We start from the raw sequence: 14,036 nt of genomic DNA, 5'->3' as shown, positions 1-14,036 counted from the left end.
TTTAGTTTGATGGCCGCATTTTACTGCGTTCTCTTGATAATGGAAGTCTCAATTTAATTGGAAGTTAATATGAAAATAGAACATTACCAACGCTTAACCAAACAAGCCGTTGCATTAATTGAATCTGAAACCGATCTAATTGCAAATCTTGCAAACATTAGTTCATTGTTATTCATGGAATTGGATGAACTGAATTGGGCAGGTTTCTATTTAATCAAGCAAGACCTAGCTAAGGAAAAAGACGAACTAGTACTGGGCCCATTCCAAGGTCAACCTGCTTGTGTTCGAATTCCGGTAGGGCGTGGTGTGTGTGGAACTGCGGTTGCGACAAATACAGTTCAACGTATTCATGATGTGCATGAGTTCGAAGGTCACATCGCTTGTGACGCTGCAAGTAACTCAGAAATCGTTATTCCATTCTCTATCGATGGCAAAGTTGAGGGTGTTCTTGATATCGATAGTCCAAATATTGGTCGTTTTTCTCAAATTGATGAAGACGGATTGACATTTTTTATGGCTGAAGTGGAAAAGGTGCTTAATTCGCACGCGAACAAGGCATAAATTATTCTCTTACTGTGGTTTTTCCCAAGCATCTCTCTATAATACGTAAAAATATTTTCTTAATGCTCGCGGAAAACCGCAAAAACCAGGAACCCACATGGAAAACACTGAAAAGTTAAAAAACAGCAAAGAAGTTATCGCATATATTGCTGAATGTTTCCCTAAATGCTTTACTCTAGAAGGTGAAGCAAAACCACTTAAAATTGGTATTTTTCAAGATCTTGCTGAACGTCTAAATGAAGACGAAAAAGTAAGTAAGACTCAGCTTCGTGCAGCGTTAAGACAATACACATCATCATGGCGTTACCTGCACGGCGTAAAAGCTGGCGCAGATCGTGTTGACTTAGACGGCAACACGTGTGGCACCTTAGAAGAAGAGCACGTTGAGCACGCTAAAGCTACACTTGCAGAAAGCAAAGCGAAAGTTCAGGCTCGTCGTAAAGAACAAGCACAGAAAGCTCGTGAAGAAGGCAAAGCGAAAGCTAAGGCGAAGAAAGCTCAACAGCCTCGTCGTCAAGCGCCTAAAGCACCGAAAGTAGAAAAGCCTGTAGAAACACGCGCTTTGAACGCTGACGAATTCATCGCTGGCAAAGAAGTAAATGTGAACATGGGTACAGGAAACATGGCTGCGACCATTGTTGAAATCAATAAGGAAGATGTGCGTGTTCAGTTAGCAAACGGCCTACAAATGGTTGTTAAAGCGGAGCACTTGCGCGCTTAAAGGAGATACTCCTACGCATGAAATGCCGTTCAAAATTGACACTGATTGCTGCTAGCTTTTGTCTAGCAGCTTCAGCTCAGGCTCTTGAAGCCAAATTAGATCAGGACGATTTACCTTTACTCGTTCCTGAGGCCCAACACGAAACTGCTAGTAAACGTGTTACTTCTCGATTTACTCGTTCTCACTATAAACACTTCAATCTCAACGATGATTTCTCTCAAGCTATCTTTAATCGTTATTTAGAGATGCTGGATTATAATCGTAATATCTTCACTCAAGCTGATATTGACTCTTTCTCCTCATCATCTGTTCAAATTGATGATCAGCTGAAAGCGGGTAATAACCAGATTGCTTTCGATGTTTATAATCTTTCTATGCAGAAGCGTTTTGAACGTTTTCAGTATGCGCTGTCTTTGCTAGACACTGAGATTAAGTTTGATACCGATGAAAGTATTGAGCTCAATCGCAATGAAGCGGAATGGCCGAAAGATATCGCCGAAGTGAATGAGCTTTGGAGGAAGCGTGTTAAATACGATGCGTTGAATCTAAAACTTACTGGTAAAGAATGGCCAGAGATTCAAGAAGTTTTGGAAAAGCGTTACAACAATGCGATGAAGCGTATCACGCAATCGCATAATGAAGATGCTTTCCAAATCTACATGAACGCATTTGCGCGTGAAGTTGATCCTCACACCAGCTACCTTTCTCCAAGAAATGCAGAGCAATTCCAATCAGAGATGAATCTATCTCTAGAAGGTATTGGTGCTGTACTTCAGATGACTGACGACTACACCGTTATTCGATCTCTCGTTGCTGGTGGCCCTGCGTCAAACAGCAAACAGTTGAGCGACGGCGATCGTATTGTTGGTGTCGGTCAAGATGGCGAAGAGATTGTTGATGTTATCGGCTGGCGTTTAGACGATGTAGTGCAATTAATCAAAGGACCGAAAGGGACCAAAGTTAAGCTACAGATCCTGCCAGATGGTAAAGATGCAAAAAGTCACGTTGTCACAATTGTACGCGATAAGATTCGTTTAGAAGACCGCGCTGTTAAGTCAGAAGTTATCGAGAAAGATGGCAAGAAGATTGGTGTACTAGAAGTACCAAGCTTCTATGTTGGTCTTTCTAAAGATACAGACAAACTGATCACTGAGCTTAAAGGGCAAGGTGTTGAAGGCATTATTGTTGATCTGAGAAACAACGGTGGTGGTGCACTCACTGAAGCAACTGAACTCTCTGGTTTGTTTATCAAAGAGGGACCCGTTGTTCAGGTGCGTGATAGCTACGGTCGTGTCAAAGTGAACAGTGATACTGATGGCGAAATTAGTTACCAAGGCCCACTAACGGTATTGGTCAATCGCTACAGTGCTTCAGCCTCTGAGATCTTTGCGGCAGCGATGCAAGATTACGGTCGTGCAATCATTCTTGGCGAAAACTCTTTCGGTAAAGGAACGGTGCAACAACATCGCTCTTTGAATCATATCTATGATTTATTCGATAAAGAGTTGGGCTACGTTCAATACACAATCCAGAAATTCTATCGAATCAATGGTGGCAGTACGCAAAACAAAGGTGTAGTACCTGATATTGCTTATCCAACGCCAATTGATCCTGCTGATACTGGTGAAAGTGTTGAAGATAATGCTCTGCCTTGGGACAGTATTGATAAAGCAAATTATTCAGTGTTACAGCGTAACGATGAAGAAGTAATTGCTTTGACTGCCCAACATCAAGCTCGCATTGCTACTGACATGGAATTCGGCTTTATCGCGCAAGATATTGAAAAATATAAGGCAGACAAAGACGATAACGACCTTTCTTTGAATGAAAAGGTACGTCAGCAAGAGAGCGATGATGCGGATACGCTTCGTCTAGATCGTATTAACCAACGCCAAAAAGCCGCTAAATTAGAGGCATTTAAAACGTTAGATGATATTCCTAAAGACTATGAAGCCCCGGATGCATATCTTGATGAGTCTGTTGCTATCATGCTGGATATGATCAAGAAATAGAGCAAATACCTGTTAAAAGGTGATTGTTTAAAGTTGCACAATTTAAAAAGCGAGCCTAGGCTCGCTTTTTTTTGTCTATGATTTGACAGGAATACCTGATTGTAACCGTTGAGATTGTCGCAAAGAACACTCAATACTCAGGGTCATTTAGCTCTATTTTGTGTCGAATAATGACATTTAGGTTACTTTGCACTTAAAATTTAGTGACTTGGATCATATTTTTTCGCTTTCTATTCATTACGTGCCTAAGCTTAAAGAAAACGAGGGGGCGCGTATGAAATGGATTCTACTATTTTTATCTTGTTTAAGTTTTGTTGCTTTTGGGAGTGAGGTAGCTGCTTCGAGCGATCAACAATCAAAAAGTGATAGCAATCTATCTCATTTTGACCTTCCTCTGTTGCTTGGTGATTGGTATTTGATGAACCCAGATCCTGAGCAAGGTACTGAAAATTTTAGAGCAATTAAGCTGACTCTCGACTCAAACTACTCTTTCTCTATTGATATACAGAAGAAAGACTACAGTGTCGACCATTGGGAAGGTTTGTATAACGCCAATGAAGACACGATTATTTTGGGCTTAAATACTTCTGAGCCTCAGGTTTACGCTTACAGCAGTAATCACAATATGTTGAATCTTAACGGTGTTATGTTCACCAAAGCCTTGCCCAATGCCCTGGCAGGAATATGGTCAAGCGCAGAACTTTCCGGGAGCGATTTACGTGCCAGTAACATTCAAAAAATGGATTTAGTGCTTCAGCCTGACTTTATCTTCATGTTCCGAGTGTCCGATGAAGAAGGGGGAGAAGTCATTCGTCGCGGAGTGTACTACACCGAAGGCGACCAATTAGTATTGCTGTATGAAAATGGCGAACACGGTACTCGTTACACATTGAACCGTGATGTGTTGACGCTTCAAGGTGAAGAAGGAGACATGTTTGCGGTGCTCAATCGCATTCGTTAAGCACTATATCTCGCCGTAAAGTCGGGCTCGTTGATAATATGGCTCACAGTTCATTTCTTAGCCGTTCCTGTCTGATTTGATTGATAAAATAGCAAAACATGGAGGCATTTTCCTACAATGCCTCCTTTTTTCAATAATCCTCTTGTGTTCTTAGCGCTCAACCTTTAGATATATACAGTTAAAATATAATTACGTATAACGATCAAAAGGAACCCGTCATGGCACATACACCTCAAGCCAAATATCGTAAAGATTATCAATCACCATCTCACACTATTTCTGAAATCGATCTTACTTTCGATTTGTACGATTCGGCATCCATCATTACCGCTGTTTCTAGTGTTAAGCAGGAGAAAGAAAGCTCGACATTAGTACTTGATGGTGAAGGCTTGAAGTTGGTGTCTGTTTTGGTAGAAGGTACGGAGTGGACGCAATATGAGCAGTCTGAAACTCTACTTACTCTGAATGACCTTCCGAAAGAATTTACGCTAACGATCGTGACTGAAGTCGACCCTGAAGGGAACAGCGCTCTTGAAGGCTTGTATAAATCGGGTGGTGCATTCTGTACTCAATGTGAAGCGGAAGGTTTCCGTCGTATTACTTACTATATGGATCGCCCAGATGTGTTGGCGAAATTCACGACAACGGTCATCGCAGACAAAGCCGAAAACCCATTCTTATTAAGTAATGGTAACCGTGTAGATGAAGGCGAAGCTGAAAATGGTCGTCACTGGGTGAAATGGCAAGACCCACATCCAAAACCAGCGTACTTGTTTGCTTTAGTTGCGGGTGACTTCGATGTACTTCGTGACGCATACACCACACAATCAGGTCGTAATGTTGACCTAGAAATCTTTGTCGACAAAGGCAACCTCGATCGCGCAAACCATGCGATGGTTTCTTTGATTAATTCAATGAAGTGGGATGAAGAACGTTTCAATCTTGAGTATGACTTAGACATCTACATGATCGTGGCCGTTGATTTCTTCAACATGGGCGCGATGGAAAACAAAGGCCTGAACGTATTCAACTCTAAGTTTGTTTTAGCAAATGACCAAACAGCAACTGATACCGATTACCTAGGTATCGAAGCGGTTATTGGTCACGAATACTTCCATAACTGGACCGGTAACCGAGTGACGTGTCGCGATTGGTTCCAATTAAGCTTGAAAGAAGGTTTAACGGTTTTTCGTGACCAAGAGTTTTCATCTGATCTTGGTTCTCGTGCAGTAAACCGCATCAATAACGTTCGTATTATTCGCGGGCCACAATTCGCTGAAGATGCGAGCCCTATGTCTCACCCCATTCGTCCTGAAAAAGTGATAGAAATGAATAATTTCTACACATTGACGGTGTACGAAAAGGGCAGTGAAGTGATCCGAATGATCCACACATTGTTGGGTGAGGAAGGTTTCCAAAAAGGCATGAAGCTGTACTTTGAACGTCACGATGGCACGGCAGCAACATGTGAAGACTTCGTAGCGGCAATGGAAGATGCATCGGGCGTTGACCTGTCTCAGTTCCGTTTATGGTACAGCCAATCTGGTACGCCGACGCTTTCTGTTGAAAGCCATTACGATGCAGAGAAAGAAGAGTACACGTTAACGACTCGCCAAGTAACAGCGCCAACTCATGAGCAAACCGAAAAGCAAGCTCTGCATATTCCTCTAGATATCGAGCTATACACAGCGTCGGGTGATGTGATTGAGTTACAATGTAACGGTCAGCCAGTTCACAATGTATTAGACGTTAAAGAAGCGGAACAAACGTTTGTGTTTGAAAACGTTTCAGAGCAACCGGTCCCATCGCTACTTCGTGAATTCTCTGCGCCAGTGAAATTGGAATACGATTATTCAGATGAAGAGCTGATCTTCCTGATGGTGAATGCTCGTAACGAGTTCTCTCGTTGGGATGCGGGTCAAATGCTATTGGCTAAGTACATCCGCAGTAACGTTGAGAAGGTTCAACAAGGTCAAGAGTTTGAGCTTTCAGCTTCTGTTGTTGATGCATTCCGTGGCGTACTGCTTAGTGATTCTTTAGAGCCTGCGTTTATTGCAGAGATGCTTTCTCTACCAAGTCATAATGAAGTGTCTGGTTGGTATGAGCGTGTCGATATCGATGCTGTTGCATCTGTATTGAAAGCGATGAAAGTGACGCTAGCGAAAGAGCTCGAAGATGAACTTGCTGCGGTTTACCACAGTCACGCACTAACAGAATACACGATTGACCATGATTCAATTGGTAAGCGAACTCTGCGTAAAGTTTGTCTAAGTTACTTGGCTCATACTGAAAAGGGTAATGACTTGGTTGTCGCTATGTACCAGCAAGCAAACAACATGACAGATACAATGGCAGCAATGGGCGCGGCGAATAGTGCTCAACTCCCATGTCGTGAAACTTTAATGGCGGATTACAGCGACAAGTGGAAACACGATGGTCTTGTCATGGACAAGTGGTTTGCTCTTCAAGGAACGAACCCAAGTTCAAACGCACTTGAAGTGATCAAGGCGTCTATGTCACACCAAGCGTTTAGTTTGAAAAACCCGAACCGCACTCGTAACTTGGTTGGTTCGTTCTTAAACATGAACCCGGTTCAATTCCATGACAAGTCAGGTCAAGGTTATGCGTTTGCTGGCGAGATCCTACGTGAGCTGAACAGCAGCAACCCGCAAGTGGCTTCGCGCTTGATTGACCCGCTGCTTAAGTTCCGTAAGTACGACGATGCCCGCCAAGCTCTGATCAGAAAAGAACTTGAGACGTTAAAGAACATGGACAACCTAGCAAAAGACTTGTTTGAGAAAGTGACGAAAGCACTAGAGGCTTAAGCTCGCGCTCATTAAGGTAACTGTTTGCTAATAAGCGGCTTGCTAATAAACTGTTTATTAATAACAAAAAGTCATCAGTGGTAGATAATATCTGCCACTGATTTTTTTGTTTCTGGGTTATCGAATTTTCGATAAGCTAGAGAAGTTTCAAGCTCAGTTGTACAGTCAGACATCGTTAAGTGCCAAAAAATACTGGTACTGTATATTTACACAGGTATTGTATGAATCGCTATATTTTCCAACTTAACATCTCATATCAGCAGTTTTTGGCCAGCTATTCTGGTGCGGCAAGTAAAGTCCAAGTGATAACGACCACTGGATTACGCCTACAGTTACCTGCAACTCGGTTCAGACCTTTTCTTACACAAATAGGGGTCAGAGGGCAGTTTAGACTGACAACTGACCAAAAAAATAAGTTTATTAAGTTGGAAGCTCTGTAAACCTTGGCGTGCCTAGTGAGTTAAAAGGAATCTTAATCACATAATCAAACATTTCACCTCTTACCACCTCCAAAACAATTAACTATTTCTCAATAATGCTTTTACAATAAATGAATGCATTACCTTTGCTTAACTCGTTAGTAGAAAAGAGCTCAACGGCTCAATTCAAACACTAGGTTAAGTAAGCCCCCTAATAATAAAATATAATTCTAATTGTGGAGTGTGACTATGACCGCACGTGAAACTGTGGTTCCAGTTTTACTTGAAAAAGTGTACAAACTGATTCAAGACAAACTTGACCTTGCTCATCGACCTCTCGTAACTCAACTTGCTCAACACTTGTTTAGTAACGTTTCTCACGACGACCTGACTCAGAGAAACGAATCCGATTTATACGGTGCTGTAGTTAGCTTATGGCATCACATCAATGAAAAGAAAGCCGACGAAATTTCTGTCCGTGTTTTTAACCCGACAGTAAGTCGCCAAGGCTGGCAATCTACTCACACTATCGTTGAGATAGTGGTACCAGATAGCCCATTCCTCGTTGATTCTGTAAAAATGGCATTAACTCGCCTCGACCTCTCTTCTCACCTTATGCTTCACAACCCAACACAAATCTCACGTTCTGATAAGGGAAGCGTTGTTGGTGTAAGCAACAATGAAGGTGCTTTCCAATCGCTTTTCCATATTGAGGTTGACCGTCTTAGCAGCAAAGCTGAAATGACCGCGCTCAAAACCGAACTACTGGATATCTTTACCGATACTGGTCTTGTGGTTAATGACTGGCTACAAATGGTAGAACGACTTGAAGAAGTCACCAATCAAGTTGAACAGCAAAAAGAGACGATTCCAGTCGATGGTCAACGCTTTGATGAAACGCTTGCGTTCCTTCGTTGGTTAGGTGAGCACAACTTTACATTTATGGGCTACAAGGAATACGACCTTGTTTCTGTGAATGGCGACACTGAACTACAACCTACCAAGGAGCAAGGCCTTGGTTTGTTCGCAAATTCAGATCGTGTACGTAACGTTAAGCTGTCTGAGTTTTCTGACTCGGCACGCTTAGAAGCGAAAAAACCGTATGTATTGATCGTAACCAAGGGCAACACCGCTTCACGCATTCACCGCCCAGCTTACAATGATTACATCGGCATCAAGAAATTTGATAAAAACGGCAAGGTCATTGGTGAGCACCGCTTTACGGGTCTCTACACTTCTGCCGTTTATAACCAAACTGTTGAAACCATTCCTCTAGTTCGCGAGAAAGTTGAGCGTATCTTAGATGCAAGTGGTTACCGTAAGGGTTCATACTCTTATAAAGCACTGCACAATATTCTAGAAAACTATCCGCGTGATGAGCTGCTTCAAGCTCGAGAAGAAGAGCTACTTGAAGTGGGTACGGGCGTTGTACAAATGCAAGATCGCGATCTTCTGCGCTTGTTCGTACGCAAAGACCCGTTTGGCCGTTTCTTCAGCTGTATGGTTTACGTAACAAAAGATCGTTACAACACCGAGCTTCGTCGTCAAACCCAGCGCATCTTGAAGCAATACTTTGGCTGCGAAGAAGAAGTTGAATTCACGACATACTTCTCTGAAAGCCCACTAGCAAGAACGCACTATATTGTTCGTGTTGATAACAACAACATGGATGTGGACGTGAAAACAATTGAGCAAAATTTAATGGAAGTATCGTCTACGTGGGATGACCGCCTGTCTGAATCAATCGTTGCTAACTTCGGTGAGAGCAAAGGTCTTCCGTTATCGAAAGAATACATGCGTGCATTCCCACGTTCGTACAAAGAAGACATGATGCCTGGTTCTGCGGTTGCAGATATCGAGCGTCTAGAAGCGCTGAGTGAAGACAACAAACTTGGCATGCTTTTCTACCGACCTCAAGAAGAGGCGGCAGACTCTAAAGCTGTTCGTTTGAAATTGTTCTACCACAGTGATGAGCCGATTCACTTGTCTGATGTTATGCCAATGCTTGAAAACTTTGGCCTGCGCGTTATTGGTGAATCACCTTATGAAGTGCGCAAGACCAATGGGGTGACTTATTGGATCCTTGATTTCTCGATGCTGCATAAGAGTGACAAGACGATTGATCTTCGTGAAGCTCGCGATCTATTCCAACAAGCCTTTGCTGCAATTTGGGCGGGTGAGTTAGACAGCGATGGTTTCAACCGCTTGGTACTGGGTGCTGGTCTTTCTGGCCGTGAAATCTCAATCTTACGTGCGTATGCGCGTTACATGCGCCAAGTTGGTTTCCCATTCAGCCAACAATACATCGAAGACACATTGTCTCATTACCCAGATCTAGCGAAAGGGTTAGTGAGCTTATTCGGCAAGCGTTTTGATCCTAAATTAAAGGGCAGCGCGAAAGGCCAACAAGAACTTATTAAGAAGATCACTGAACAGTTGGATCATGTAGAAAGCTTGGATGATGATCGTATCATTCGTCGCTACATGGAAATGATCACAGCAACGCTTCGTACTAACTACTATCAGTTAGACGACAACAAACAGTCTAAACCTTGGTTGGCTCTGAAAATGAGACCAAGCGAGATCCCAGATATCCCAGCGCCGGTTCCTGCGTTTGAGATCTTCGTTTACGCACCAGACATTGAAGGTGTGCATCTACGTGGCGGTAAAGTCGCTCGTGGTGGTTTACGTTGGTCAGACCGTCAAGAGGATTTCCGTACTGAGATTCTAGGCTTAGTTAAAGCACAACAAGTTAAGAACACAGTAATTGTACCGGTTGGTGCAAAAGGTGGTTTCGTTTGTAAGCGTCAGCACATGATGTCTGGCCGTGATGAAATTTTTGCTGAAGGTCAACGTTGTTACAAGCGCTTCATCCGTGCACTACTAGACGTATCAGACAACATTATTGAAGGCGAGGTTATCCCACCGAAGAGTGTTGTTCGTCACGATGAAGATGATCCGTACTTGGTTGTTGCTGCCGATAAAGGTACAGCAACGTTCTCAGATCTCGCAAACTCAGTATCTGATGAGTACAACTTCTGGTTAGGCGATGCGTTTGCCTCTGGTGGTTCTAACGGTTACGACCATAAAGCGATGGGTATTACCGCGAAAGGTGGTTGGGAATCTGTTAAGCGTCACTTCCGTGAAATGGGCATCAACTGTCAAACAACGGACTTCACCGCTATCGGCGTAGGTGATATGGCGGGCGATGTGTTTGGTAACGGCATGCTGTTGTCTAAGCATATTCGTATGCAAGCTGCGTTTAACCACATGCATATCTTCATCGACCCGAATCCAGAATCAGCATCAAGCTGGGTAGAGCGTGAGCGCTTGTTTAATCTACCTCGCTCAAGCTGGGAAGATTACAACAAAGATCTTATCTCTCAAGGTGGTGGCATCTTCTCTCGTCGAGCGAAGTCTATCTCTCTGACGCCTGAAATTCAGAAAATGCTAGGTACTAAGAAAGCATCAATGGCACCGAATGATTTGATCAAAGCGATCTTGTCTATGCAGGTTGATCTTCTTTGGAATGGCGGTATCGGTACATACGTTAAGTCTTCAAACGAGACTCATACTGACGTAGGTGACCGTGCAAATGACGTGCTTCGTATCGATGGCCGTGACCTGAAAGCTAAGGTTGTTGGTGAAGGCGGTAACTTGGGTATGACTCAATTGGGTCGTATTGAATACGCGCTGACGGGTGGCCGCGTTAATACTGACTTCGTTGATAACGTTGGTGGTGTTGACTGTTCGGATAATGAAGTAAACATTAAGATCTTCTTGAATGGTTTGGTGTCTAATGGTGATCTAACCGTTAAGCAACGTAACCAAGTGCTTGAGTCGATGGAAGATGAAGTGGGCGAAATCGTACTAGACGACGCATATTGCCAAGCTGAGTCTATTTCGGTTACTGAGCATCAAGGTGTTGGTTTAGTCAAAGAGCAAATCCGCTTTATTCATACAATGGAAAAAGCAGGGTACTTGGATCGTGGTTTGGAATACATCCCAGACGACGAAACATTGCTTGAGCGTGAAAAACAAGGTCAAGGCCTAACAAGACCAGAGCTTTCTGTACTTGTTGCTTACGGTAAAATGGTACTTAAAGAAGATCTTGTTAGTGATGATATCGCTAATGATGAATTCCATGCTCAACAGCTTATGCAATACTTCCCAACAGCGTTACGTCGTAACTATTCTCAGCATATGGATAACCATCCACTACGCTCTGAAATCATTGCGACGGCACTGGCTAACCAAATGGTTAACGAGATGGGCTGTAACTTCGTTACTCGTCTGCAAGAAGAGACGGGCGCAAATATCGTTGATATTGCCAATGCTTACGCAGCATCTCGTGAAATCTACGGTCTTGGTAAAGTTCTGAAGAGCATCCGTGAACTGGACAATGTTTCAAGTTCCGAAGCTCAATATGAATTGATCTACCATGTTCGCCGTACACTTCGTCGCTTGGCTCGTTGGTTGTTAAGAAACCGTACCGGTAAACAGTCGGTGAAAGCACTGATTGAACTTTACCAAGGTGATGTTCTTACTATCACAGAGAAACTGGATGAAAACCTAGTGGCTTCTGAAGTAGAAGAGCATAACGCAATGGCACAGCTATGGATTGACCAAGGTGTAAACGCTGAGTTGGCTAATTCAGTCGCGCGTTTGTCTAGCTTGTACTCAGCACTGGATATATCCACAGTGGCTCGTGAGACGGGTAAAACAGTACAACAGGCGTCTAAGCTTTACTTCAATCTTGGTGATCGCTTGTCTTTGCACTGGTTCTTGAAACAAATCAATGGCCAAGCAGTAGACAACAACTGGCAAGCGCTGGCACGTGCAGCATTCAGAGAAGATCTGGATTGGCAGCAACGTCAGCTAACTGGCCAAGTACTTAACTGCGGTTGTGCTTCAGACATCGATGTGATTAAAGCGCTTGATGATTGGATGGAAAGTAATTCAGTGTCTTTACATCGTTGGGAAAGCATCTTGAACGAATTCAAAGTGGGTTCGGTTCATGAGTTTGCTAAGTTCTCAGTAGCACTACGTGAATTGATGCTATTGAATCTAAACTGCATGTCAACAGACTAGCGATTAGATAAAAACGAAAAGAAACAAGGGCAGGCCATTAGGTCTGCCTTTTTCGTTTGGCTGAACAGTGCTATTTGGCAGAACAGTGTTATTTGGCTGAATAGTAAATGACGTGTCCAGTTATTTCCTTGAGCCACTTATGCGTGGTCAAGTTAGCTTTTAATTGGCTGAGTTAAACGATGTTCGTTACATGAATGATAGTCAAATGGACTATTCACTGGAGGATACGGTAACGTTTGCTTAATAATAAACCTCTTTCGTTAGCAAACTCGATTATCTTACCCTTACAGACAGTAATAGATTGAATAGTTGGGTAAATAAGTAAATAATATCGCCCCGTTTACACGGCGCTTTTTTCTATCGGAGGCACAATGCTTTACCGTCTAGCCAGAACTGGCTTTTTCCAACTTGATGCCGAAAAGGCACATGATCTTGCAATCCAAAATTTCAAACGTTTCACCGGCACACCTATTGATCTTTTGTATCGCCAACAATTACCTCACCGACCTGTAGAGTGCATGGGTCTTACTTTTAAAAACCCAGTTGGCCTTGCTGCCGGCCTAGACAAAAACGGCGAATGCATTGATGCATTTGGCGCAATGGGTTTTGGTTTTGTAGAAGTAGGGACTGTTACTCCTCGTCCACAAGCAGGTAATGACAAACCACGTCTGTTCCGTCTTGTTGAAGCCGAAGGTATTATCAATCGCATGGGCTTTAACAACCTAGGCGTAGATAACCTAATTGAGAATGTTAAGAAGTCAAACTATGACGGCATCTTAGGTATCAATATTGGTAAGAACAAAGACACGCCAATTGAAAAGGGCGCGGAAGATTACATTATCTGTATGGAGAAGGTTTACCAATACGCGGGTTACATTGCGGTAAATATCTCTTCACCAAATACTCCAGGACTTCGTTCGCTACAATACGGCGAAGCACTTGATGATCTGTTGTCTGAGCTAAAAACCAAGCAATCTGAATTAGAAGCGAAGCATGGCAAATATGTCCCGCTTGCTCTTAAGATCGCTCCGGATCTAAGTGATGACGAAATCAGCCAGATTTGTGAATCATTGATCAAAAATAAGATCGACGGTGTGATCGCAACAAACACAACATTAGATCGCAGCATTGTTGAAGGCATGAAGCATTGCGATGAAGCGGGTGGCCTAAGCGGGCGTCCAGTTCAATCTCGCAGTACTGAAGTTGTTCGCAAACTTCACGAAGAGCTGGGTGACCAACTACCGATCATCGGGGTAGGTGGCGTTGACTCTTACGTTGCTGCAAAAGAGAAAATGATGGCAGGCGCGAAGCTTGTACAAGTTTACTCTGGTTTCATCTACAAAGGTCCAGGGCTTGTAGGCGACATCGTCAAAAATCTATAGTCCGCAAAAACGATCTTAGTCCAAAGACTACAATCCGGCATCGTCTTACTAAAAGAGACACTGT

8 protein-coding genes are annotated in these 14,036 nt (G+C 43.2%); all 8 read left to right on the top strand.

The genetic code is table 11. The features are described from left to right. Positions 1-69: 69 nt before the first annotated feature. The 8 genes from msrC (at position 70) to pyrD (ending at position 13,972) form a co-directional block, all read left to right on the top strand. On the top strand, positions 70-561 hold the full coding sequence (gene msrC / locus M4S28_RS10225) for a free L-methionine (R)-S-oxide reductase MsrC (RefSeq protein ID WP_249631739.1): 492 nt from the start codon (positions 70-72) through the stop codon (positions 559-561). Between the two features lie 97 nt (positions 562-658). Further along, positions 659-1,282, top strand: a complete 624-nt coding sequence (proQ, locus tag M4S28_RS10220) for an RNA chaperone ProQ (RefSeq protein ID WP_004733641.1) — start codon at positions 659-661, stop codon at positions 1,280-1,282. Positions 1,283-1,299: 17 nt separating this feature from the next. Beyond that, positions 1,300-3,294 (top strand): carboxy terminal-processing peptidase, encoded by a 1,995-nt coding sequence (prc, locus tag M4S28_RS10215; protein WP_249631738.1) that lies wholly within the window; start codon positions 1,300-1,302, stop codon positions 3,292-3,294. Positions 3,295-3,568: 274 nt separating this feature from the next. After that, positions 3,569-4,255, top strand: coding sequence for a hypothetical protein (locus M4S28_RS10210; protein ID WP_249631737.1), 687 nt, complete (start codon positions 3,569-3,571; stop codon positions 4,253-4,255). Between the two features lie 218 nt (positions 4,256-4,473). Then, on the top strand, positions 4,474-7,080 hold the full coding sequence (pepN, locus tag M4S28_RS10205) for an aminopeptidase N (protein ID WP_249631736.1): 2,607 nt from the start codon (positions 4,474-4,476) through the stop codon (positions 7,078-7,080). A gap of 221 nt (positions 7,081-7,301) precedes the next feature. After that, on the top strand, positions 7,302-7,520 hold the full coding sequence (locus tag M4S28_RS10200; RefSeq protein ID WP_004733645.1) for a DUF2835 domain-containing protein: 219 nt from the start codon (positions 7,302-7,304) through the stop codon (positions 7,518-7,520). 228 nt (positions 7,521-7,748) lie between these two features. Next, the gene (locus M4S28_RS10195) at positions 7,749-12,590 is read left to right on the top strand and encodes an NAD-glutamate dehydrogenase (RefSeq protein ID WP_249631735.1); all 4,842 of its coding nucleotides are present in this window, start codon (positions 7,749-7,751) and stop codon (positions 12,588-12,590) included. A gap of 371 nt (positions 12,591-12,961) precedes the next feature. Further along, the gene (pyrD, locus tag M4S28_RS10190) at positions 12,962-13,972 is read left to right on the top strand and encodes a quinone-dependent dihydroorotate dehydrogenase (protein ID WP_017077215.1); all 1,011 of its coding nucleotides are present in this window, start codon (positions 12,962-12,964) and stop codon (positions 13,970-13,972) included. Positions 13,973-14,036: the final 64 nt, after the last annotated feature.

Origin of the sequence: Vibrio sp. J383, assembly GCF_023503985.1 — a bacterium.
GTDB lineage: Bacteria > Pseudomonadota > Gammaproteobacteria > Enterobacterales > Vibrionaceae > Vibrio > Vibrio splendidus.
The sequence above is the reverse complement of the archived record's forward strand: the minus strand, read 5'-3'. Positions and strand labels throughout refer to the sequence as shown.

Excerpts from the sequence above, each read along its gene's own strand:
- msrC (WP_249631739.1), top strand. The coding sequence starts at position 70 with ATGAAAATAGAACATTACCAACGCTTAACCAAACAAGCCGTTGCATTA.
- proQ (WP_004733641.1), top strand. The coding sequence starts at position 659 with ATGGAAAACACTGAAAAGTTAAAAAACAGCAAAGAAGTTATCGCATAT.
- prc (WP_249631738.1), top strand. The coding sequence starts at position 1,300 with ATGAAATGCCGTTCAAAATTGACACTGATTGCTGCTAGCTTTTGTCTA.
- M4S28_RS10210 (WP_249631737.1), top strand. The coding sequence starts at position 3,569 with ATGAAATGGATTCTACTATTTTTATCTTGTTTAAGTTTTGTTGCTTTT.
- pepN (WP_249631736.1), top strand. The coding sequence starts at position 4,474 with ATGGCACATACACCTCAAGCCAAATATCGTAAAGATTATCAATCACCA.
- M4S28_RS10200 (WP_004733645.1), top strand. The coding sequence starts at position 7,302 with ATGAATCGCTATATTTTCCAACTTAACATCTCATATCAGCAGTTTTTG.
- M4S28_RS10195 (WP_249631735.1), top strand. The coding sequence starts at position 7,749 with ATGACCGCACGTGAAACTGTGGTTCCAGTTTTACTTGAAAAAGTGTAC.
- pyrD (WP_017077215.1), top strand. The coding sequence starts at position 12,962 with ATGCTTTACCGTCTAGCCAGAACTGGCTTTTTCCAACTTGATGCCGAA.